This window comes from Sphingobium sp. V4, assembly GCF_029590555.1.
Lineage (GTDB): Bacteria > Pseudomonadota > Alphaproteobacteria > Sphingomonadales > Sphingomonadaceae > Sphingobium.
The window spans coordinates 80,189-101,887 of record NZ_CP081001.1 but is presented as its reverse complement, the minus strand read 5'-3'; the positions used below and the strand labels follow the sequence as shown (position 1 = coordinate 101,887).

General features: G+C 66.3%; 20 protein-coding genes. 8 read left to right on the top strand and 12 right to left on the bottom strand.

Annotation, left to right across the window (positions count from 1 at the left end; genetic code table 11):
- The first annotated feature begins 10 nt into the window (after positions 1-10).
- Positions 11-1,315: a homoserine dehydrogenase gene (locus K3M67_RS00525; protein WP_066865245.1), complete on the top strand. Its 1,305-nt coding sequence runs from the start codon at positions 11-13 to the stop codon at positions 1,313-1,315.
- An 8-nt stretch (positions 1,316-1,323) separates the two neighbouring features.
- On the opposite strand, the gene K3M67_RS00520 is transcribed toward K3M67_RS00525, so the two are convergent.
- The gene (locus tag K3M67_RS00520; protein ID WP_285831990.1) at positions 1,324-1,758 is read right to left on the bottom strand and encodes a hypothetical protein; all 435 of its coding nucleotides are present in this window, start codon (positions 1,756-1,758) and stop codon (positions 1,324-1,326) included.
- 107 nt (positions 1,759-1,865) lie between these two features.
- Here K3M67_RS00520 and glpX point away from each other — a divergent pair, with 107 nt between their 5' ends.
- Positions 1,866-2,849 (top strand): class II fructose-bisphosphatase, encoded by a 984-nt coding sequence (glpX, locus tag K3M67_RS00515; RefSeq protein ID WP_066864247.1) that lies wholly within the window; start codon positions 1,866-1,868, stop codon positions 2,847-2,849.
- A gap of 61 nt (positions 2,850-2,910) precedes the next feature.
- Here the strand turns inward: glpX and K3M67_RS00510 are convergent, their stop codons facing one another.
- The 8 genes from K3M67_RS00510 to K3M67_RS00475 form a co-directional block, all read right to left on the bottom strand.
- Entirely contained in the window at positions 2,911-3,288 is a 378-nt protein-coding gene (locus K3M67_RS00510) for a MerC domain-containing protein (RefSeq protein ID WP_066864250.1), read from the bottom strand.
- Positions 3,289-3,378: 90 nt separating this feature from the next.
- Complete coding sequence (locus K3M67_RS00505; RefSeq protein ID WP_285831989.1) at positions 3,379-5,163, bottom strand: sensor domain-containing diguanylate cyclase; 1,785 nt, start codon at positions 5,161-5,163, stop codon at positions 3,379-3,381.
- Positions 5,164-5,242: 79 nt separating this feature from the next.
- The gene (locus K3M67_RS00500) at positions 5,243-6,721 is read right to left on the bottom strand and encodes a glycerol kinase (RefSeq protein ID WP_285831988.1); all 1,479 of its coding nucleotides are present in this window, start codon (positions 6,719-6,721) and stop codon (positions 5,243-5,245) included.
- On the bottom strand, positions 6,706-8,229 hold the full coding sequence (locus tag K3M67_RS00495; RefSeq protein ID WP_285831987.1) for a glycerol-3-phosphate dehydrogenase: 1,524 nt from the start codon (positions 8,227-8,229) through the stop codon (positions 6,706-6,708). The genes K3M67_RS00500 and K3M67_RS00495 overlap by 16 nt, the downstream gene beginning before the upstream one ends.
- A 108-nt stretch (positions 8,230-8,337) precedes the next feature.
- Entirely contained in the window at positions 8,338-8,946 is a 609-nt protein-coding gene (locus tag K3M67_RS00490; protein WP_066864262.1) for a hypothetical protein, read from the bottom strand.
- 133 nt (positions 8,947-9,079) lie between these two features.
- Complete coding sequence (gene clpS, locus K3M67_RS00485; protein WP_066864265.1) at positions 9,080-9,490, bottom strand: ATP-dependent Clp protease adapter ClpS; 411 nt, start codon at positions 9,488-9,490, stop codon at positions 9,080-9,082.
- Positions 9,491-9,606: 116 nt separating this feature from the next.
- Positions 9,607-10,545 carry a phasin family protein gene (locus tag K3M67_RS00480; protein WP_066864269.1) on the bottom strand — a complete coding sequence of 313 codons (939 nt, stop codon included), beginning with the start codon at positions 10,543-10,545 and terminating at the stop codon, positions 9,607-9,609.
- 140 nt (positions 10,546-10,685) lie between these two features.
- Positions 10,686-12,425: a PHA/PHB synthase family protein gene (locus K3M67_RS00475; protein ID WP_285831986.1), complete on the bottom strand. Its 1,740-nt coding sequence runs from the start codon at positions 12,423-12,425 to the stop codon at positions 10,686-10,688.
- Between the two features lie 143 nt (positions 12,426-12,568).
- Here K3M67_RS00475 and K3M67_RS00470 point away from each other — a divergent pair, with 143 nt between their 5' ends.
- The 3 genes from K3M67_RS00470 (at position 12,569) to K3M67_RS00460 (ending at position 14,893) form a co-directional block, all read left to right on the top strand.
- On the top strand, positions 12,569-13,780 hold the full coding sequence (locus K3M67_RS00470) for an LL-diaminopimelate aminotransferase (protein WP_066864273.1): 1,212 nt from the start codon (positions 12,569-12,571) through the stop codon (positions 13,778-13,780).
- An 82-nt stretch (positions 13,781-13,862) separates the two neighbouring features.
- Positions 13,863-14,342, top strand: a complete 480-nt coding sequence (locus tag K3M67_RS00465; protein ID WP_198163031.1) for a DUF2721 domain-containing protein — start codon at positions 13,863-13,865, stop codon at positions 14,340-14,342.
- Complete coding sequence (locus tag K3M67_RS00460) at positions 14,339-14,893, top strand: (2Fe-2S)-binding protein (RefSeq protein ID WP_066864280.1); 555 nt, start codon at positions 14,339-14,341, stop codon at positions 14,891-14,893. Before K3M67_RS00465 ends, K3M67_RS00460 begins: the two co-directional genes overlap by 4 nt.
- Here the strand turns inward: K3M67_RS00460 and K3M67_RS00455 are convergent.
- The 3 genes from K3M67_RS00455 to K3M67_RS00445 all read right to left on the bottom strand — a co-directional run bounded on the left by K3M67_RS00455 (position 14,878) and on the right by K3M67_RS00445 (position 18,858).
- Positions 14,878-15,687 carry a DODA-type extradiol aromatic ring-opening family dioxygenase gene (locus K3M67_RS00455; protein ID WP_066864285.1) on the bottom strand — a complete coding sequence of 270 codons (810 nt, stop codon included), beginning with the start codon at positions 15,685-15,687 and terminating at the stop codon, positions 14,878-14,880. The genes K3M67_RS00460 and K3M67_RS00455 overlap by 16 nt on opposite strands.
- 71 nt (positions 15,688-15,758) lie before the next feature.
- Positions 15,759-18,326, bottom strand: coding sequence for an HWE histidine kinase domain-containing protein (locus K3M67_RS00450; RefSeq protein ID WP_285831985.1), 2,568 nt, complete (start codon positions 18,324-18,326; stop codon positions 15,759-15,761).
- Positions 18,319-18,858 carry a biliverdin-producing heme oxygenase gene (locus K3M67_RS00445; protein WP_443018178.1) on the bottom strand — a complete coding sequence of 180 codons (540 nt, stop codon included), beginning with the start codon at positions 18,856-18,858 and terminating at the stop codon, positions 18,319-18,321. The genes K3M67_RS00450 and K3M67_RS00445 overlap by 8 nt, the downstream gene beginning before the upstream one ends.
- Before the next feature lie 242 nt (positions 18,859-19,100).
- Between K3M67_RS00445 and K3M67_RS00440 the strand changes: the two genes are divergently transcribed.
- The 3 genes from K3M67_RS00440 to K3M67_RS00430 all read left to right on the top strand — a co-directional run bounded on the left by K3M67_RS00440 (position 19,101) and on the right by K3M67_RS00430 (position 21,547).
- Entirely contained in the window at positions 19,101-20,027 is a 927-nt protein-coding gene (locus K3M67_RS00440) for an RcnB family protein (RefSeq protein ID WP_285831984.1), read from the top strand.
- A gap of 109 nt (positions 20,028-20,136) precedes the next feature.
- Positions 20,137-20,811, top strand: a complete 675-nt coding sequence (locus tag K3M67_RS00435) for a prolyl hydroxylase family protein (RefSeq protein ID WP_066864295.1) — start codon at positions 20,137-20,139, stop codon at positions 20,809-20,811.
- Between the two features lie 265 nt (positions 20,812-21,076).
- Positions 21,077-21,547, top strand: coding sequence for an RcnB family protein (locus K3M67_RS00430; protein WP_285831983.1), 471 nt, complete (start codon positions 21,077-21,079; stop codon positions 21,545-21,547).
- Positions 21,548-21,699 lie beyond the last annotated feature (152 nt).

Here is a 21,699-nt window from a genome sequence, read left to right as displayed (position 1 = left end):
GATAGCCGCCATGACCAATCTGCACCGCCATGCCCCGCTGCGCGTCGCGCTCGTCGGCCTCGGCACGGTGGGCGGCGGCGTCATTCGGCTGCTGGAGAAAAATGGCGACCTGATCGCGCGCCGGGCGGGCTGCCCGATTCAGATCGTCGCCATTTCCGCGCGCGACCGCAACAAGGACCGCGGCGTCGATCTGTCGCCCTATGAATGGGTCGACGACATGACGACGCTCGCGACGCGCGACGATGTCGATGTGGTGGTGGAACTGATCGGCGGCGCGGACGGCCCGGCCCTCACCCTTGCCCGCCAATGCCTGACCATCGGCAAGCCCTTCGTCACCGCGAACAAGGCGATGCTGGCGCATCACGGCCTCGACCTCGCCCGCCTCGCGGAAAAGGGCGGCATCGCCCTCAAATATGAAGCCGCGGTCGCCGGCGGCATCCCGGTCATCAAGGGAATGCGCGAAGGCGCCGCCGCCAACGAGATCAGCCGGGTTTACGGTATCCTCAACGGCACCTGCAATTATATCCTGACCACCATGGAAAAGGAGGGCCGCAGCTTCGACGCTGTACTGAAGGAAGCGCAGGAACTCGGCTATGCCGAAGCCGATCCGAGCTTCGACATCGACGGCGTGGACGCCGCGCACAAGCTGACCATCCTCGCCAGCCTCGCCTTTGGCACCGAGCTGGACTTCGATGCGGTCGCCACCACCGGCATCCGCCATGTCATCGCCGCCGACATCGCCGAAGCGGCCGCGCTGGGCTTCCGCATCCGCCTGGTCGGCATGGCGCAAAATGGACCTGATGGCCTGTTCCAGCGCGTCCACCCGATGCTGGTGCCACTCGACCATCCGCTCGCCCATGTCGACGGCTCCCTGAATGCCGTGGTGGCGGAAGGCAATTTTGTCGGCCGCCTCTTCTTTCAGGGGCGTGGCGCGGGCGATGGCCCGACCGCCTCGGCCGTGGTCGCCGACCTGATCGATGTCGCGCGGGACGAATATGGCGACGCCTTCGCCATGCCGGTCGCCGCGCTCACCCCACAGAAGACCGCCGACGCCGGAAAGCGCGTGGGCCGCGCCTATCTGCGCTTCAAGGTCAAGGACCAGCCCGGCGTGCTGGCCGAGATCGCCGCCGCCACCCGCGATGCGGGCGTGTCGATCGAAAGCATGATCCAGCGCGGCGCCCATCAGGAAGATGGCGTGCTGGTCGCGATCGTCACCCATGCGAGCGAGGAGCGCGCCGTGCGGAACACGCTGGAACGGCTCGCCGGATCGGACAGCCTGCTCGACACGCCGATGGTGATGCACATTCTGGACTGACCCGTCGGTCAGTGCAGCCCGGCGCCGTCCAAGCGATCGGGCAGCGCCGGCGGCGGAGCGAGATCGGCATCGGGATCGATGATCGCGGTCGCCGCCTTCAACAGGATGCCCGCCGCCTGGAACAGTGGCAGGCCACCCGTGCATCCTGCCCCCTGCCCACCGACCACGCCGCAACTCCCCTGCTTGACCGGCGCGGCCGACGCGCGCGGCGCGTCGCCTTTCGCCACGCCTCCATCCGCCGGATCGCGCGGCAGCGGCAGCCGCTCCTTTGCATTGCGCTCGGCCCGGCTACCGCACACGACGATGCCGCCGCCGCTCCTGTCGCACGGTTTCGCCACCTGCGTCTTCGCGCGATAGACCACCATCGGATCCTGCCCTTCGGCCGCCATCGCACCGGCCGGCGGCATCAGCAGGAACGCGAGAGGAAGGCCCGATATTTTCATCGGTTGAGAAGGAAATCATCCAATGATGGCCGCATGATGGCCGACGCTCGACAAGGGCCGGCCCAGCGCCTATCGCCCTCAATCAAAGCAAAGGGAAGAGGAACAAGATGGTGCAGGGAAGCTCGATTCTCGACCGTGTCCTGGTGTTGGAAATGGTCCGCGTCACCGAAGCCGCCGCGATCGCCGCGTCGAAGCTGATCGGGCGCGGTGATGAAAAGGCCGCCGATGCCGCCGCGGTCGAAGCCATGCGCCTCGCCTTCAACGATCTCTACATGGACGGCACGGTCGTGATCGGCGAAGGCGAGCGCGACGAGGCGCCGATGCTGTATATCGGCGAGAAGGTCGGCAACGCGATCGGCACCGGGCCTAAGATCGACATCGCGCTCGATCCGCTCGAAGGCACGACCATCACCGCCAAGGCCGGCCCCAATGCGCTCGCCGTCCTCGCCATTTCCGAAGAAGGCGGCCTGCTCAACGCCCCCGACGTCTATATGGAAAAGCTGGCGGTCGGCCCCGGCTATCCCGACAACATCATCGACCTCAACAGGTCGGTGAAGGAGAATGTGGAGGCGGTCGCCGCGGCCAAGGGCGTCGATCCGCACGAAATCATCGTCTGCGTACTCGACCGGCCCCGCCATGAAAAGCTGATCGCCGAACTGCGCGCCATCGGCTGCGGCATCATGCTGATCCCCGATGGCGACGTCGCCGGTGTGATCGCCACAACCGACCCGGAGACCACGATCGACATGTATATGGGATCGGGCGGCGCGCCCGAGGGCGTCCTGGCCTGCGCGGCGCTGCGCTGCGTCGGCGGCCAGTTCAAGGGCCGCCTGCTCTTCCGCAACGAGGATGAGAAGGCGCGCGCGCGCAAATGGGGCATCACCGATCTCGACCGCATCTACGACATCAAGGAACTGGCGAAGGGCGACTGCATCTTCGCGGCGACCGGGGTGACGGACGGGTCGCTGCTCCATGGAGTCAAGCGCCTGCCCGGCGGCAGGCTCACCACCGAAAGCGTGGTGATGCGCGCCAGCACCGGAACCGTGCGCTGGGTGCGGGGCGAACATCGCAGCGACCATCGAGGCAACTGACCAGCCAGGGTCGGCCGAACGAAAAAGGGAGCCTGAACCGGCTCCCTTTTTTCATGTCCAGCTATCGACCGGCGCGGTGATTGAGGTCGTGGCCGAGCGCCAATATACCGACGCCGATCAGCGTGTAGAGGCTTTCCTGCGGGCCATGATCCATGGTCAGAGCGCCGGCCATGACACCCAGTCCGAGCGATCCGATCGCGGCGGGCATCATGAAGCCATGGACGATCGCGCCATGGCCCAGCGCCACGGCGCCCAGCAGGATGGCAAGGCCCAGCCCCACTTCATGGAAGATCGGGCTTTCGAAAATGCCCCCCGCCGAGGCGAGCAGGCCGAGCACCACGGCCGTCACGAAGCAATGCGCCACGCACAGCCCCGACAGCGCGATCGCGATGCGATCGAGGCGTCCGGTCAGAAAGGCATGGCGAAGGCTCTGCGGCATGATGGTCGCTACATAGGGCAGCCCGCTGTAAGTTACAACATAACATCGGGAATATTTCGGCATTGCGGCGATAGCTGTCGGGCGGCGGGATCAGGCCGCCAGGCGCAGGCAGTTGCGGCCGCTATGCTTGGCACGATAGAGCGCCTTGTCGGCGGCTTCCAGCATGGCTGATCGGGTCGAATCGCCATCCAGTTCGACCAGGCCCGCGCTGAAGGTGATGCCGATCGCCTCACCCCGGTCATTCAGTTCGATCGGACGGACCAGCCGCGCGCGCAGCTGTTCACAGAGGATGGTCGCCCGGTCGATGTCGCAGTCGACCAGCAATATAGCGAATTCCTCGCCCCCCAGCCGGCCGATGCTGTCCACGCCGCGCAAGCCGGCTACCAGCCGCTCGACGAAGCCAGTGAGCACGCGGTCCCCCGCATTATGGCCGTGGCGATCATTGACGGACTTGAAATGGTCGATGTCGATCAGCAGCAGGCTCGACCGCGCGCCTTGCCGCACGCGCAGCATTTCGGCGTCGAGCTTTTCCAGGAAGGCGCGCCGGCTGTCGGCGCCAGTCAGCGAATCGCGTGCGGCGACCTGTTGCAGCGCTCGCTGCCGCGCCTTGTGCCGCGATATGTCGCGAATCATGCTGACGACCCCGCTGGGCTGGCCGCGGTCGTCGATCACGGCCCGGCTGACCATTTCGCACCAATCGAGATCGCTGACCGCAAGAAGGGGACGAAACTCGACCTTGTGGACTGCGCCGGGCTGCGCCAGCGCACGACGATGCGCGGCGGATACGACGGCGCGATCGCGCGGATCGACCAGATCGGCGGCGGACTGGCCGACCAGCAGATCGGGCGCACACCCGATCTGCTCCAGCGCCGAGGGCGAGGCATATGTGATCACCCCGTCGACACGGATGTCCAGCACCAGGTCCCCGCTATGTTCGGCGATCGCGCGGAAACGCGATTCGCTTTCCTGCAACATCTGGAACAGCCGCCGCCGGCCATTGAGTTCGGCCGCAACCGGCATGGACAGCAGGAAACTGAGCGCCAGATAGAATTGAAACGCCTGGACCCGCTCGCCCAGCGTCGCGGGAATGATCATCAGCGGCCCCAGGCCCGACAGGGTCGCCATGCCCCCGATCACCGCAAGGATGACGATGGATGCCGCCGCACCCATATGACCGACGCGGAATGCGATCAGGACCAGCGGGAGCAGGGGCGCGAACAGCATCGGATAGCGCGCCCAGTAGAAGATATGCACGGTCACCAGCGTGAAGAGGGCCAGCAAGGCCAATGCCTCCAGCTTCACCGCGGTCGGCGTGTGGCGCATCCACCGTCCGAACTCTCCCTGCAACAGCATCAGCAGGATCGGCGTGCAGGTCAGGCCGCCCAGCGCATGGCCGGTATACCATTGCAGCCAGGACGCGGTGAAGCCGACGGGCGTCAGCAGCGATGCCACCGCTGCGGCCGCGACGCCCGTCACGACATCGGCGACACCGCACAGGGCAAGGATGAAGACGACCAGCGGACGCACCGACCCGGTGACGGCCCGCTCGCTGAGATAGTGGCGGCAGATGAGCGCGACGATCAGCGATTCGCTGACGTTGATGGCCGCCATGGGCAGAGCGGCCAGCGGCCCCATTCCGAACAGCGACGTGGACAGAGCACTGGCGATGGCGCAGGCGATGATGGTCCGGGGCCAGTGGGCCGTGCGCGATGTCAGAAGTTGGGCCATCAGGAAGGCATTGGCGCCCCAAATGAACGCCAGGCCGCCTTCGAAGCGCGAGGCCATCAGCGCGATCGACGCCACCACGAAATAGACGCTGCCGGTAATCAGCAGCGAAAGCAGGGACGAGGATTGGCGAGGGACGGGCCGCGACATGGTGCGACCGCGATACAATGCTAACCTTAATATTTGCTCACGATGCGCGAAATGGCCGGGCCACGCAGGCGCGCGAAGCTCAGACCGTCGGCAGGCTTTTCGCCAGGACCGATTGCCAGCCGGCCAGCCTCCCCGCATGTTCTGCCGCCGGCATGACGGGGGCGAAGTGGGTCCGCTGCGATTCCCACGCCGCGACCGCCGCCGCCAGCGTCGGGAATATGCCCGCCCCCACCGCCGCCAGCATCGCCGCGCCGCGTGCGGTGGTTTCGACATCGGCGGGCCGATCGACCGGCAGGCGCAATATGTCCGCCATATCCTGCGCGATCCAGTCATTGGCGCTCATGCCTCCGTCGATCCTCAGCATGTGCCAGGGCGCGCCATCGGCAGCGAAGGCAGCCGCTAGGTCATGCACCTGGTGCGCGATCGATTCGAGCGCGGCGCGGACGATATGCGCCCGGCCGGTGCCATGGGTCAGGCCGTGGATGCTCCCGGTCATGCCCGCCTGCCAATGCGGCGCGCCCAGACCCGACAGGGCGGGCAGCAGGACGACGCCGCCATTGTCGGGGACGGATCGGGCGATCGCTTCCGTGTCGGCCGCCGTCTCGATCAGCCCCATCCGGTCCCGCAGCCACTGGACCAGGCTGCCGGCCACGAAGATCGCGCCTTCCAGCGCATAATGGCGAACGCCCTCGTTCTGGTACAGCACGGTGCCCAGCAGGCGATGGGACGAGACGGGCGGCGTCGCGCCCGTAGGCGCTAGGATGAACGCCCCCGTCCCCAGCGTCGCCTTGACCGCACCAGGGGCAAGGCAACCCTGCCCGATTGTCGCGGCCTGCTGGTCCCCGGCCAGCCCGCAAATCGGGATCGGTCCGCCCAGCAGGTCCGGCATCACGGCGCCGAACGCGCCGGCATTGTCGACGATCCGGGGCAGCGCCGCCCCTGGCACGCCGAACAGGCCGCACAGTCCCGCGTCCCAGTCCTGCCCGTCCAGCGCCATCAGTTGGGTGCGGCTGGCATTGCTGGCGTCGGAGACATGCACGCCGCCGGTCAGTTTCCAGACCAGCCAGCTTTCGACCGTTCCCAGCGCCAACGCATCCCCCGCAGCCGCGACATCGGGTGCATGGTCGATCAGCCAGCGCATCTTGGTCCCGGAAAAATAGGGATCGATGACAAGCCCGGTGCGCGCCTGGACCAGCGTTTCATGGCCTTGCTCGCGCAGGGCTTGGCACCGGCCGGCGGTCCGCCGGTCCTGCCAGACGATGGCGCGCGCCAGCGGCGCGCCGGTGCGCCGGTCCCAGGCGACGACCGTCTCGCGCTGGTTGGTGATGCCGATCGCCGCGATCCGGCCTGCCCCGCCGGCTTGGGCGACCATCTCGCGCGCGCAGGCCAGGGTGCGGTCCCATATTTCCGCCGCATCATGCTCGACCCAGCCGGGACGGGGATAATATTGGGTCAGTTCCCGCTGCGCAGTCCCGACCCGAACCCCCTCCACCGTGTAGAGCATCGCGCGGGTCGAGGTCGTGCCTTCGTCCAGCACCAGGATCATGCGTTCGCCCATTGCCTCTCCTTCAGCCATGCGTCGAGCGCGGCGAGCTGCGCCGCATTCAGCCGCAGGCCCAATTTGGTCCTTCTCCAGACGATGTCCTCGGTCGTTCGCGCCCATTCGCGCGCCACCAGATAGGCGACTTCGGCCTCGGTCAGCCCGACACCGAAATGGACACCCAGATCGGCCATGCCGCGCGCCTCGCCCAGCCAGTCGCGCGCCCGCGTGCCATAGGCCCGGCCGATGCGGTCGGCGCTCGCCGCGTCGAGGAAGGGATAGTCGCGCGCCAGCCCCGCGATCAGATCGGCAAGTCCCGCCGTCGCGAAATCGCCGCCCGGCAGCGGCGCGTCGGCCGTCCAGTCGCCGCCTTGCAGCATGGGCAGATGCGGCTGGAGCAGCGCCACCGCTTCCTCCGCGAGATGGCGATAGGTTGTGATCTTGCCGCCCAGCACATGGAGCAGCGGCGCTTCACCGTCCGCGTCCCCCTCCAGTTCCAGCCGATAGCCGCGCGTCGCCGCCTCGGGCCGGGTCGACCCGTCATCGATCAGCGGCCGCACTCCGGCATAACTCCACACGACATCGGCCGGTGTGATCGACCGGGCGAAATAGCGGTTCGCGCCCGCGCACAGATAGGCGATCTCATCGGGACTGGCCGCGACATGGTCCAGCCCGCCATCATGGTCGCGGTCGGTGGTGCCGATCAGGGTGAAGTCGCGCTCATAGGGAATGGCGAAGAAGATGCGCCCGTCGGGCAGCTGGAAAAAATAGGCGAAGCCGTGATCGAACAGGCGCGGCACGACGATATGCGACCCGCGCACCAGCCGCATCCGGCCGTCGCCCCTCCCACGAGCCATGCACATCAGCGCCAGCACAGACGGCCCGGCCGCGTTGACAAGCGCCCGCGCACGAAAACGCAGCGGGGCGCCATCGCCGGTCCGCGCGTCGATGATCCAGCCATGATCGGCACGCGCCAGCCCCGTCACCTCGGTCCGCGTGCGGATGTCCGCGCCCCGGTCGGCCGCATCGCGCGCATTGAGGATCACCAGCCGGGCGTCATCGACCCAGCCGTCCGAATAGCAATAGGCGGGGCCGAAGCCGGGCTTGAGCGGCGCGCCCGCCACATGATGGCGCAGGTCTATCGCCTCGGTCGCGGGCAGCGCGCGGCGGCCGCCGATATGATCGTAGAGGAACAGGCCGAGCCGCAGCATCCAGCGCGGCCGCAGCCCCCTGGTCCAAGGCAGGACGAAGCGCATGGGATGGATGATGTGTGGGGCGATCCGCCACAGCCGCTCGCGCTCCGACAGCGCCTCGCGCACCAGTGCGAACGCACCATGCTCCAGATAACGCAGCCCGCCATGGATCAGCTTGGTGGAGGCGGAGGATGTGCCCTGCGCCAAGTCGCCCCGCTCCAGCAGCAGCACGCTGGCGCCCCGCCCCGCCGCGTCGCGGGCGATCCCGCAACCATTCACCCCGCCGCCGATGACGGCCAGATCATGGATGGCGGCTTGGCTCTCCTCGCTCACCGGCGCAGATGTAGGACGCGCCGTCGGGCAAGGGAAGCATCTAAAGGCGATGCCGGCGGGACGGCGAAGCCCCGCCGGCTCCGTCACCCGTCCCCGGTGACGTCAGGATCAGGCCAGGCTGTCGACGACCAGCCCGCTGTTGCTGCTGTCGGTGCTCGTTGCCGTGCCGCCGTAGAGCGACTGCGTCAGGCTCGATCGCAGATTTTCCAGAAAGGCGATGATCGAATCGAGCTGCTCGGTGGCGCTGGCGCTATCGCTGCTGTCGGTCGAACCGCTGCTGTCCTCGCTCGCGCTGCCGGACGGCGGCGGTCCGGGCGGCGGGCCACGCATCGCGCCGGTACCACCGATCCCGCCCATGCCTTCGACCGCCATGCCGCCATCGCTGCTGGCAGCATCGGTGCCGGAACCGCCCCCTGGCCCTTGCGCGAAAAAGCTCTGGAGCTGCGTCGCCTGTTCCTCCGTCAGCGTGCCCGCCGAAACCTGTTCCTCGATCAGCGACTCGATCCGGTCCTGCATCTCGGACGGATCGAGCCGCGACGTGCCGTCGCTCGCCGTGGAAGACAGCGCGCTGTCGATCGAATCGAGCGCGGTTTCCAGGGCGTCGCCGTCCACTTCGGAGAGCGATCCCGCCTCCACGGCGGCGTCGATGCGACGATCCATCATCGCGCGCGGCGATGGCGGCATCGCCATGCCATAATTATTGGATATGCTGGTCATGCTTGAAGTCCCCACTTCATGTTGGCAGGGACATCATGCGATGAATTTATAAAAAAACCTTATATTTCAGTCATGTAATGAGATGAAATATAAGCGCTACACAGGCTTTCGACCGGTCGACGCGGGCAGGGCGTCACGCCTTCTCCAGCGTGCACTGCAACGGATGCTGGTTCTGCCGGGCGAAATCCATCACCTGGTTGACCTTCGTCTCGGCCACTTCGTAGCTGAAGATGCCGCAGACGCCGACGCCGCGTTGATGGACATGGAGCATCACCCGGGTGGCTTCCTCCATGTCCATGCGGAAAAAGCTCTGCAGGACATGCACAACGAATTCCATCGGCGTATAGTCGTCGTTCAGCATCAACACCTTGTAGAGGGACGGCTTCTTGGTGCGCGTGCGGGTACGGGTCGCGATGCCGACGCTGGGGCCGCCCGGTCCCTCGCCCTGATCGTCCTGATCCCGGCCCGCCATCTTCACGGACCACGCCGATGCGGTGGTGACATTGTTCATGATGAAGCAGGATATGGCGATTCGTCCGGTCATGGCAAGGGGTCGCTGTGGCCACTCGGCGCGCCACGGAGCGCATCGCCCTCATGCAAAGGGCGCCCCTTCCCGGTGGAAGGGGCGCCCTCGCGCTATAGTCCGGGGGTCGGGACGCCTCAGGCGGCGAGCGACTTCACCTTGTCGGTGACCAGGGTCACGCGCGCCGTCAGCGGCTGGGCGACATCACCGGCCAGCTTCATGAGCGCTTCGCTGCTCTTGGCGGCTTCCTTGGTGAATTCGTCGAAGCTGCTCGAGAGGAGCTGGCTCTGCAACTGGAAGAATTCGGTCGGGGTCTTGACCGTCGAGAAGGTCTTGAACGAGGTCGTCGCCTTCTCGAAGCTCTTGCGACCATAGTCGACGGCTTCCTGGCCCAGCGATTCCATGCCCTTGGCGGCGATCTTGCCGGATTCGACCAGCGCCTCGACATTGCCCTTGGCGATGTCGCTCAGTTCCTCGATCGCCTTGGTCGACTTCTCGACATTGGCCTTGGCCTTCTCGTTGAAATCGGCATAGGCGGTTTCGAACTTGGCCTTGGTTTCCTCGGCGAACTTCTTTCCGGTTTCGATGACGTCGTTCATGATCTTGGTTCCTTCTGTGGCGGGCAGCGGCTGGGTCGCGATGGTTTCGGCCTTGGCCAGGCTCTCTGTAATTTCGGGTTCGGTCACGGTCGGCGCCATGACGGGCGCCGGCGTCTCGGCCGCAGGCTCCGGCTCGGGCGCAGCATCGACGGCGGTGGTGGCGGCGATGACGGCCACCGGATCGACCGGCATTGCCTCCGGCTCGGCGGGCTGACCCGACGGATTGACGTCGATCGGCTTCACGCTGTCCTGAGGGTTGGTGTCGACGGGCGGCACATTATCCTGCGGATTGCTGTCCACCGGCTTCACGCTCGCTGTCGCGACCTTGCGGGGCGCGGGCTTGGGGGCAGGCTTCTTCTTGACGGGTTCAACGCCGATCGCCGCTTCCGCAGCCTTGAGCGCCTCGGTCGCCGACAATGTCGTCGTACCGGCCTTGCTGCGCGGTGTGTTCCTCGGGGTCTTCGGGGTATCGGCCATGACCATCCTCCGTTTGTTGCAGTGCACAATATAGCGATCGCAAGTCCAATGCAACACTTATTGTGCAGTGCAACAAAACTGCCATCCACGACCCGCCGCAAGACTCCGGCGCCCTGTCGCAAAGGCAGGATTAGAAGGAGTTAACGCGCCTTAACGTAACGTCCCGGCGCATCCTCGACCGCCTTGAACCGGCCCTTGCCCGGCACGCGCGCGCCCTTCACCGGCACCGTCCGCGAATCGAGTCCCTCGATCCAGCCGCGCCAGTCGGGCCACCAGCTGCCCTTCGTCTCCTTCGCACCCGCCAGGAAGGCTTCCAGCGTCGGCTGCGCCTCGTCACAGGCCCAATATTGATATTTCATCGCCGCGGGCGGGTTGATGACGCCCGCGATATGGCCCGAACCGGCGAGCAGGAAGCGGATCGGCCCGGACAGGTTCCGGGTCAGCTGCCACACGCTTTCCAGCGGCGCGATATGATCCTCCTTGCCGGCCTGGACATAGGCCGGGGTCATGATCCTGGTCAGGTCGATCGGCGTGCCGTCGATGCTGATCGCGCCCGGAACCACCAGCAGATTGTCGCGATAGAGCTGCGTCAGATAATCCCGATGCCAGCGCGCCGGCAGGTTGGTGGTGTCGCCGTTCCAGTAGAGGAGGTCGAAGGGCGGATAATCCATGCCGAGCAGATAATTGTTGACGACATAGCTCCAGATCAGGTCGCGACCGCGCAGCAGGTTGAAGGTCGCCGCCATATAGCGCCCGTCCAAAAAGCCCTTGGATGACAGTTGCTCGACCATCTTCATCTGCTCGTCATCGACGAACAGGGCCAGGTCGCCGGCCTGGCTGAAATCGACCTGCGCCGTGAAGAAGGTCGCGCTGGCCACCTTGTCCGCCTCACCCCGCGCCGCGAGCAACGCCAGCGTCGCGGCCAGCGTGGTCCCGGCCACGCAATAGCCGATCGTGTGGACGCTCTTCACCTTCAGCAGGTCGCGCACCGTGTCGATCGCGTCCACCTGCCCCTTCAGGATATAATCGTCCCAGACCAGATCCTTCATCGACGCATCGGCCGACTTCCAGGACACCAGGAAGACGCTGATCCCCTGGTCCACCGCCCATTTGACGAAGCTTTTTTCGGGCGAAAGGTCGAGAATGTAGAAGCGGTTGATCCATGGCGGGAAGATGATGAGCGGCGTCTCCAGCACCGCGTCCGTCGTGGGTGCATAATGGATCAGCTGGTAGAGCGGGGTTTCGTGGATCACTTTGCCCGGCGTCGCGGCGATGTTGCGCCCCAGCTCGAACTGGGTGCCATCGGTATGGGTGAGCTGGCCCTTCTCCAGGTCGGCGAGCATATGCTTGAGACCCTTGACCAGATTCTCGCCCCCGCTCTCGATCGTCTTCTGCACGACCTGCGGGTTGGTGAAGGGGAAATTGCTGGGCGCGATCGCGTCGAGCAGGCCGGTGGTGGCGAAGCGCAGCTTGGCCTTCTGCTTCGGGTCCACCCCGTCGACCGCGTCAGCCATCTTCATGAGATAGTCGGACAGCAGCAGATAGCTTTGCCGGATCAGGTCGTAGAAGGGATGTTCGGTCCAGGCCGGGTCGGCAAACCGCCTATCCTTGCGCGAAGCGGGGCTGGTCGCCGGCGCCGGCGCCGGCTGGCTGCGCAGCAGTCCGCCCGAATCGAGGAAGCGCCGCCACAAGGCCATGCCCTCGTCCGCGAAGCTGGTCTGGATGCGGGCGACGATCGCCGGGTCGAAGGGCAGGGTCTGGCCGGTGGTGCCCGCCGCCTGCTCCAGCATCAATTGCTGGGCGCGGCCGATCACCTGGGTCCATTGCTGCATCTCTTCCAGAGTGGGCAGATGGGGCTCCATGATGTCGGCGTTCTGCATGGCCACCTTCCTCTTCCTGGCATCGTCCGTGGGCGCGGCTTTCACTGGCGCGTCACAGATTGGCGGGTTATAGCCAGATTGTGACACGTCAGCGGCGCGTCACGCACTATTCCCTACAGAGAGCTTTCAGGAAAGCCCCAATAATGTCCGAAGAATTCTACCGCATGAAGCGCCTGCCGCCCTATGTCATCGCCGAAGTGAACGCGATGCGGGCCGCGGCCCGCGCCGCGGGGGAGGATATTATAGATCTGGGCATGGGCAATCCCGACCTGCCGCCGCCCGACCATGTGATCGCGAAACTGATCGAGGTCGCGCAGAAGCCGAGCGCCCACGGCTATTCCCAGTCGCGTGGCATCCCCGGCCTTCGCAAGGCGCAGGCCAACTATTATGGTCGCCGCTTCGGCGTGGACATCGACCCCGAAACCGAGGTCGTCGTGACCATGGGGTCGAAGGAAGGCCTCGCCAGCCTCGCCACCGCGATCACCGAGCCGGGCGACGTGGTGCTGGCCCCCAACCCCAGTTATCCGATCCACACCTTCGGCTTCATCATCGCGGGCGCGACCATCCGGTCGGTGCCGACCACGCCGGACGAGAATTATTTTCGTTCACTCGATCGCGCCATGGCCTTCACCGTGCCACGCCCGTCGATCCTGGTGGTGAACTATCCGTCCAACCCGACGGCGGAGACGGTCGACCTCGCCTTCTACGAAAGGCTGGTCGCCTGGGCGAAGGAGAACAAGGTCTGGATCCTGTCCGACCTCGCCTATTCCGAACTCTATTTCGACGGCAACCCGACGCCCTCCATCCTCCAGGTGCCGGGCGCCAAGGATGTCGCGATCGAATTCACCTCGCTCAGCAAGACCTACAGCATGGCCGGCTGGCGCATGGGTTTCGCGGTCGGCAACAGGAAGCTGATCGCGGCGATGACGCGGGTGAAATCCTATCTCGACTATGGCGCCTTCACCCCGATCCAGGCAGCGGCCTGCGCCGCGCTGAACGGCCCGCAGGACATCGTCGAGAAGAACCGGCAGCTCTACCACAAGCGCCGCGACGTGCTGGTCGAAAGCTTCGGCCGGGCGGGCTGGGACATTCCGCCGGCGCGCGCGTCGATGTTCTGCTGGGCACCGTTGCCGCCCGCGCTGAAAGAGATGGGCAGCCTGGAATTTTCCAAGCAGCTCCTGACCCACGCCAAGGTCGCGGTCGCGCCGGGGGTGGGCTATGGCGAGGATGGCGAGGGCTTCGTGCGGATCGCCATGGTCGAGAATGAACAGCGGCTGCGCCAGGCGGCGCGCAACATCAAGCAGTATCTCAAGTCCATGGGCATCAACACCCCTTCGTCCAAGGGCGTGGCCTGAACTATCGACCGGACCGGACGGGCGGGCACGGCATCGCCACTTTTCTCCTGATCCGCTGGTTGGTAGGGAAGCGGGGATGACCATGATCCCCGCCCTCCCCCAAGTCTCGCAGGTCGCACAGACGATCCAGCTGGCGCTCGCACCGGTCTTCCTGCTGGCGGGCATCGGCGCCTTCCTGAATGTCTGCGTCAGCCGCCTGGCGCGGATCATCGATCGCGCCCGCGCGGTGGAGGAGCTGGTGCTCACCACCCGGGGCAAGGAGCATGACCGGATGGTGAGCGAGATCCGCGTGCTCGACCGGCGGATGAGCGTGGTCAATGCCGCCATCTTCCTGTCGGTTGCATCGGCCTGCGCGGTCTGCCTGGTCGTCATCCTGCTGTTCGCGGGCAATCTGTTCGGCGCCCATCTCGGCACGCCGATCGCAATCCTGTTCAGCCTGGCCATGCTGTTGCAGGCGGGCGCCTTCGCCACCTTCATCCAGGAAATCCGGCTCGCCTCGCGCACCATCCATATCCGCAACGAAGTCCTCTACCACAAGGTGGAGGAGGAAGAGGCGGCGTGACCAAATTCACCGTCAACGACCGGCCGGTGCAATATCGGATGGACCCGGACACGCCCCTGCTCTGGGCGCTGCGCGATGCCTCCAACCTCACCGGCACCAAATATGGCTGCGGCACCGGCGACTGCGGCGCCTGCACGGTCGACATCGATGGCGAGGCGATACGCGCCTGCCAGGTGTCGATCGGCAAGACCGAGGGGCGCTTCGTCACCACGATCGAGGCGCTTTCGCCCGATCGCGGCCATCCGCTGCAACAGGCATTCGCCGCCGACAATGTGTCGCAATGCGGCTATTGCATCCCCGGCATGATCATGGCCGCGTCGGTGCTGCTGCGCCGGACCAACGATCCGAGCGACGAGGAGATTGACGCCGCGATCACCAATATCTGCCGCTGCGGCATCTATCCCCGGCTCCGGGGCGCGATCAAGCGCGCGGGGCGGATCATGCGGGGGGAGGAACAGGTGGCCGCTGCGCCGCCACCGGGCATCGCGCCCGAAGAGGCGGCGCGGACGGTTCCGGCTCTCGGCCGCCCCACCGCTCAGCCGAAGCGATAGCCCGACACGGTCCAGCCCATCACGCTGCTGCGATGGTCGCAGGTCGCCGCATCGTCGCCTCCTGCGCCCAGCGCCACCATCAGGGGCAGCAGATGCTCCTCGCGCGGATGGGCGAAGCGGGCCTGCGGCAACTGGTCCCAGGCGGCGACCCGCATCGCCCGGCGCTCCGGGTCCGGGTCGGTGACGGCGGCGGTCAGCGCATAGTCCCAGGCGGTCGACGGCGCGATCGCCTGCGGCCCGCGCACGCGCAGATTGTGGAAACTCATGCCCGACCCGACGATCAGCACGCCTTCGTCGCGCAGCGGCGCCAGGGCGCAGCCCGCGGCGATATGGGCCGCCGGATCGAGGTCATGGCGCAGTGAAAGCTGCGCGATCGGAATGTCTGCATCGGGCAGCGCCACCTTCATCGGAATGAAGACGCCATGGTCCCAGCCGCGCGCCGCTTCCTCGCCCGTGGCGAAGCCGGCATCGCGCAGCAGGCCCGCCGCGCGCCGGGCCAGATCGGGAGCGCCCGGCGCATCCCAGCGCAGTGCATAAGTGTGCGGCGGAAAGCCATGATAGTCGAACAGCAGCTCTGGCTGGACACCGACATGGACAGTGAAGTCGGTCTCTTCCCAATGTCCCGAAACGAGCAGGATCGCCCTTGGCCGTTCGGGCAGGTCGGCGATCAGGCCCGCCAGATAATCCTGCATCGGATGCCATATCGGGTCGCTGTGCGGCCGGTCGGGATCGGAAGGGTCCATGAAGAAGCAGGGACCGCCGCCATGGGGGATGAACAAGGTCGGTTGTGTCATGGTCGTACAATCGGGACTGCGCCCGATGCGGACAACGGACAATGCGGAAACTGTCTGTTTCGCTGTCGGTTTCAGCCCTGGGCGTCCATCACCGGCCCCAGCGCCTGCGCCAGCGTCGCGCCCGAATAGGGCTTCTTGACCAGCGTCATGGACTGAAAACGCACCGGCAGTTCCAGCCCGTCGCCATAGCCGGTCGCGAAGAGGAAAGGGATGCCCCGTTCCGCCAGCAGATCCGCCACCGGCAGGCTGGTCTCATGGCCCAGATTGAAGTCGAGCACGGCCAGATCAACCGGCTGGGTCGCGATCGCTTCGCGCGCGCGGCCGACGCTCGCGGCGGTCATCACCTCCGCCCCCAGGTCGCGCAGCGCATCCTCGCCGTCCATGGCGATGATCATATTGTCCTCGACCAGCAGGACGTGGCGGCCCTTGAGCAGGCTGGGCGTCGCCGGCGCCGCGGGCTTTGCACGCTCCCGCCCGATGCCGTCGGGCAGGACCGAAACGACATGGCGCGACGGCACGCAGAATTGCGCCTCGATCCCGGCCAGCCGATAATGGATCTCCGCATGACCGCCCAGATCATAGGGGATCGAGCGTTCGATCACGGTGGAACCGAAGCCGCGACGCGTCGGCGCGACCACCGGCGGGCCGCCGCTTTCGACCCAGTCGATCAGCAGGCTGCCATCCTGGTCCACGCGCCAATCGATCGACACCGATCCATTGTCCGACAGCGCGCCATATTTGGCGGCGTTGGTCAGCATTTCATGGATGACCAGCGCCAGCACGGTAAAGCAGCCGGGCGTCAGCAGCACATTGGGGCCGGTCAGCCGCACCCGGTCGCTGCGTTCGCCGAGATAGGCGCCCGCCTCCACCTCGATCAGGTCGTAGAGCCGTGCCGGGCTCCATCGATCGGCGGTGATCTGGTCATGTGCACGCGCCAGCGCATGGACGCGACTTTCCAGCGTGGCGATAAATTCCTCCACCGATCCGGCGCTGTCGCGGGTCTGAGACAGCAGGCCGCGGATCAGCGAGAGGATATTGCGGACCCGGTGGTTGAGTTCGGCGATCAGCAGTTCCTGCTTCTCATGCGCGCGCTGCCGTTCGGCATCGGCGGAGTCCGACAGGCGCAGGATCACCTCCAGCAACGCGGTACGCAGCGCTTCGGCAACGCGCAGTTCGGCCGGTGTGAAAGGCAGCGCCACGCCCTGCACCAGTTGCGACCATTGTTCGAAACTCTTGCGCGGAGTGAGGCGCGGGCCGTTCGGGCCATATTCGATATGCTTGTCCTGCTTGCCCGCCCAGCGCACCGATCGCAACTGTTCGGCGCGGAACAGCACGACATAGTCGCGCGGCCGGCGCGACAACGGAATGGCGAGGATGCCGGCGGCGCGATCGGCATGGACCGCCGCTTCGGGCAGGACGCGGGTCAGGCTGTCGGTCGTATAGACCTGGCTGGCGGCGACCCGGTTCAGCATCTGCACGATCGCGACGAAGGCAGGCTCGTCGGGCGTCAGGCCCGAAAAGGTCATCTGCCCGTCGATATAAACGCCGACGCCATCGGCGGGAATCGTGTCGAAGATGATGTCGCCCAGCCAGCGCGCATTGGACAGCAGGTCATGATCCTGCGCCACCGCCGCCAGCAGCCGGTCGGCGACCTGCCGCGCCTTGCCCTCATAGGTGGCGGTTTCGGCGCGCTCGCGGCTTTCGAGCATCATCGAGAAGATCTGGCCGAACAGTTCGGCCGCGCTGCGCTGCGCGAATGTCGGCAGGCGCGGGCTGTAATGATGGCAGGCGAACAGCCCCCACAGCCTGCCGTCGACGATGATCGAGATGGAGAGCGACGCGCCCACGCCCATATTGCCGAGATATTCGATATGGATCGGCGACACCGCTCGCGTTAGGCACAGCGACATGTCGAGCGCCGCCCCGGTCGGGTCCAGCGCGGGCACGACCGGCACCGGCTCCGCGTGCACGTCGGCGATGATGCGGAAGATGTTGCGCAGATAGAGCGCGCGTGCCTGGACCGGAATGTCGGACGCCGGATAGTGGAGGCCGAGGAAGCTGTCGACGCCGGGCTTGAGCGCTTCGGCGACGACCTCGCCGTCGCCGCCGTCGGCGAAGCGATAGACCATCACCCGGTCGAAACCGGTCAGCGCCCGCACCTGACGCGCGCCATCGCGCAGGAAGGCGGTCATGCCGTCCGCCTGTCCCAGCCGCGCCACCATCGACCGGACGGTGCTGCTCGCCTCCATTTCGTCATGGCTGGCGGGTTCGGCCTCGATCACCACCAGCGGGCCGGAGAAATGCACCGCCACGTCGAAGGCCGTGCCGCCGTCCATCAGCGCGAGCGAAAAGACGCGCTCGACCGAATCGGGACCGCGAAGCAGGGTGATGCGATTGCGCAGCGCATGGATGGCATCGCCGGAGAAGATCGCGCTGATCGGCCGGCCCAGCAGATCGTCCGGCGCAAGGCCGATGAAGGCGGCGCTGTTCGCCGACACCCGCGACACCAGCCAGTCGGCCGTCAACGCGATCAGGAAGCCGAAAGGCTGGACCTTGCCCAGCACATGGATCGGCTCGCGATCGCAGTTGGTGAGGTCGACGGCGAAATCGATCGCGCCAGGATCACGGCCATCAGCCATGTCCGGCCATCCGCGCTTCCTCGCCCGCCCTGGCAAACAGGGCGAAGGCGGCCAGAGCGCCCTGCACGGCGTCCTCCAGCCAGCCTTCGCCGCCTTCCGCCGCAGCGCTGTCGAGCGCGCGCTGGAAGGAAAGCCATTCGCCCTTGCCATGAACGGCGGAGAGATAGGCGCTGGGCAGGCCTTCCCCCACCTGCCGCGCCAGCATCGCGCCGCCCAGCCGCGATCCTTCGAGCGTGTAGAGAAGCCCCCAGCGATAGCCGTCGGCCGCTTCGTCGGCGGCTGGCAACGGCGCGGGCAACGCCGTTCCCAATGCATCCAGATCGTCGGCCAGCAGCGGCAGACGCGGCGATGCCGGGCGGGCGACCGGCTCGATCGCACCGAGCGCACGGCCATGGGCGGTCAGGAAGACGCGGTAGCTTGTCGCCGAATCGAGCGGCAAATCCGCGAACAGCGCATCCACGCGCCGATGGCTGTCCATCGTCGCATCACGCAGGGCCTGACGCACGCGGCCGTCATCGGGGGATTTCTTCACTCGGCAGTCCTAAAGGGAGTGAAAGCGGCTTGCACTGATCTGGATCAGCTTTTCCGCCGCGTCGCAATTTTGTTGCTGCGCCGCTACAACAACGAAGGATGAGAAATATATGCCCCGATGTCCATATTGGGTTGTCGATTTCCTTTCTGAACGCTGACGGTCGGGTTCAGACTTGCGACACGCCGCATCACCTATACCGGCATCATGACGGGACGGTCTGTCCCCGGTTGAGGATATGAACGATGTTCAGGAAAATGATGCTGGCCGGCCTGATGGGCGCGACACTGCTGGGCGGGATCGCGCCCGCTTATGCCCAGGCGCAGGCGGGGCAGGAACGCGGCAATCGCGGCGAGCGCGCTGCCCGGGCGGGTGGCGACGGCGCGGGCTGGCGCGGCGAACGCCCAAACCAGCCGCGCGGCGAGGGCGGCGCGCAACGCTGGCAACAGCGCGGCGATGCTGGCGGGCAGCGCTGGCAGCAGCGTGCGGCCCAACCGCCTGCCGGACAAATGGCCCCGCCGCGCCCCGATTCACGCTGGCGCGGGGAACCCAACCTGCCCGCCAACCGCGCCGTCGAGCAGGCGGTGCGCGAACGGCGCGAGCAGCGACAGGATTGGCGCGACGATCGGCGGGACGATCGACAGGAGTGGCGCGGCGACCGGCGCGATGACCGGCAGGATGCGCGGAACGACCGCCGCGACGATCGCCAGGACTGGCGCAACGACCGCAGGGATGACCGGCAGGACTGGCGGAACGACCGGCGCGACGACCGGCGCTGGACCGACAATCGCGGCTGGAGCGGCACCAGCTGGAACAATGGCCGCCGCTACGACGACCGCACCCGCTGGAGCAGCCAGCGGCGCTGGGACAATGGCTGGCGCAACGATCGCCGCTATGACTGGAGCAGCTATCGCAGCCGCTATGGCGACCGCTACCGGATCGGCCGCTATTATGCCCCGCGCGGCTGGGACTATGGCTATCGGCGCTTTTCGGTGGGGATATTCCTCAACAGCCTGCTCTATTCCAACAGCTACTGGCTGAGCGATCCCTATGCCTATCGCCTGCCGCCCGCCTACGGCACGCTGCGCTGGGTGCGTTATTATGACGATGCGCTGCTGGTCGATCTGCGCGACGGCTATGTCGTCGACGTGATCCATGATTTCTTCTGGTAGGCGGACGGCCCACTCCCCTTCCTGAACTGGCCTTCAGGAGTGCCTGGCCCCGGCGTGGCGACGCGCCGGGGTCTTTTCATGCCCGCCTCCGCTGTGGCAATGGGCGGGGATGACCGACATGATCGACGACGGGGGCATCGCCTCGCCCGCCCGCGCGCAATTTGGCGCCAGCGTCCGCGCCCGGCTGGACCGCAATCCGATGGTGAGCCGGATCGATTCGCCGCATCTGGACATCTACGGCCGCCAGAATTTCCTGAGCGCGGAGGAATGCGCCGGCCTGCGCGAACTGATCGACGCCAGCGCCAGGCCGTCGTCGCTCTTTTCCGGCAGCGCCAACGCCGACTATCGCACCAGCCATAGCGGCAATCTCAGCCCGTGGAACCCGCTGGTCGAATCCATCACCGGCCGCATCTGCGCGCTCACCGGCCTGCCCGCCAGCCATGGCGAAACGTTGCAGGGGCAGCGCTATACCGAGGGCCAGGAATATCGGGTCCATTGCGACTATTTCCCGGTGACAGCCGATTATTGGCAGGCCATGCGCGAGAGCGGGGGGCAGCGCACCTGGACGGCGATGATCTACCTCTCGCCCGTCGAGGCGGGGGGAGAGACGCATTTCCCGCAGTGCGAATTCATGGTGCCCCCGGTCGAGGGTATGATCCTGATCTGGAACAATATGGACCGCGACGGCGCACCCAACCGCTTCAGCCTGCACGCGGCGCGCCCGGTCGAACGTGGCACAAAATATGTCGTCACCAAATGGTTTCGCGAACGCCCCTGGGGGTGATGCCGGCTGCGTCGACCTGCGCCCCAGCGTGCCGCCCGGCGCCAATATCATATGGGTGGGGGAGCCGGCCGGTGCCGCCTCGACACGCGCGTTCCAGCGCATTTTCAGACACCAGCCGGCGATACACTTTGCGACATAAATGACTGGAATCTGACTGGATCATTCCCGACCCGTTCAGGCGCGGCAGGGCATATCTCCTCTCGTTGACGAAGGAACCCGGCCTCACTGACGGGGTTCATCCGTCAAGCCGAATGGGAGATATTCTATGCGTAAGTTCATCATTCTGGGTCTGCTGGCCGCCACCGTCGTTCCCGGCGTCGCGTCTGCCCAATCCTATGGCGAGGCGCGCCGCAGCGAACGCAATGTGCGTGAAGAACAGCGCGACCTGCGCCAGGCGCAGCGCTATGGCGACCGCCATGACGTGCGCGAGGCGCGCCGCGATGTCCGCGACGCCCGGCAGGAAGCACGCGAGGACTGGCAGGATTATCGCAGATCGCACCGCGACGTCTATCGCGGCGGCAACTGGCGCGCGCCTTTCCGCTACACCGCCTGGAACCGGGGCGCGCAGTTGCGGCCGACCTATTACAGCTCGCGCTATTATATCGCCGACCCCTATCGCTATCGCCTGCCCCGTCCGGGCGCGAACCTGCGCTGGGTCCGCCACTATAATGACGTGCTGCTGGTCAACGTCCGTACCGGTCGTGTGATGGAGGTGAATCGCGGCTTCTTCTGGTAAGCGCTGCGAGAGAAAAAAAACGGCTCCGATCATCCGATCGGGGCCGTTTCCTCTTTCCCGCCCTTGGCCGCGCCGCCCGTTTCCGGGCGCACGCGGCCGATGACACGCGCAAGGCGCATCACCAGTCCGAAAGGGGGGTGGACCATATGCGC

Coding starts and splice junctions, on each gene's coding strand:
- K3M67_RS00490 (WP_066864262.1), bottom strand. CDS start 8,946: ATGACCAGCATATCCAATAATTATGGCATGGCGATGCCGCCATCGCCG.
- K3M67_RS00475 (WP_285831986.1), bottom strand. CDS start 12,425: ATGCAGAACGCCGACATCATGGAGCCCCATCTGCCCACTCTGGAAGAG.
- K3M67_RS00510 (WP_066864250.1), bottom strand. CDS start 3,288: ATGCCGCAGAGCCTTCGCCATGCCTTTCTGACCGGACGCCTCGATCGC.
- K3M67_RS00480 (WP_066864269.1), bottom strand. CDS start 10,545: ATGGCCGATACCCCGAAGACCCCGAGGAACACACCGCGCAGCAAGGCC.
- glpX (WP_066864247.1), top strand. CDS start 1,866: ATGGTGCAGGGAAGCTCGATTCTCGACCGTGTCCTGGTGTTGGAAATG.
- K3M67_RS00470 (WP_066864273.1), top strand. CDS start 12,569: ATGTCCGAAGAATTCTACCGCATGAAGCGCCTGCCGCCCTATGTCATC.
- K3M67_RS00465 (WP_198163031.1), top strand. CDS start 13,863: ATGATCCCCGCCCTCCCCCAAGTCTCGCAGGTCGCACAGACGATCCAG.
- K3M67_RS00435 (WP_066864295.1), top strand. CDS start 20,137: ATGACCGACATGATCGACGACGGGGGCATCGCCTCGCCCGCCCGCGCG.
- K3M67_RS00440 (WP_285831984.1), top strand. CDS start 19,101: ATGTTCAGGAAAATGATGCTGGCCGGCCTGATGGGCGCGACACTGCTG.
- K3M67_RS00455 (WP_066864285.1), bottom strand. CDS start 15,687: ATGACACAACCGACCTTGTTCATCCCCCATGGCGGCGGTCCCTGCTTC.
- clpS (WP_066864265.1), bottom strand. CDS start 9,490: ATGACCGGACGAATCGCCATATCCTGCTTCATCATGAACAATGTCACC.
- K3M67_RS00520 (WP_285831990.1), bottom strand. CDS start 1,758: ATGAAAATATCGGGCCTTCCTCTCGCGTTCCTGCTGATGCCGCCGGCC.
- K3M67_RS00430 (WP_285831983.1), top strand. CDS start 21,077: ATGCGTAAGTTCATCATTCTGGGTCTGCTGGCCGCCACCGTCGTTCCC.
- K3M67_RS00505 (WP_285831989.1), bottom strand. CDS start 5,163: ATGTCGCGGCCCGTCCCTCGCCAATCCTCGTCCCTGCTTTCGCTGCTG.
- K3M67_RS00500 (WP_285831988.1), bottom strand. CDS start 6,721: ATGGGCGAACGCATGATCCTGGTGCTGGACGAAGGCACGACCTCGACC.
- K3M67_RS00450 (WP_285831985.1), bottom strand. CDS start 18,326: ATGGCTGATGGCCGTGATCCTGGCGCGATCGATTTCGCCGTCGACCTC.
- K3M67_RS00525 (WP_066865245.1), top strand. CDS start 11: ATGACCAATCTGCACCGCCATGCCCCGCTGCGCGTCGCGCTCGTCGGC.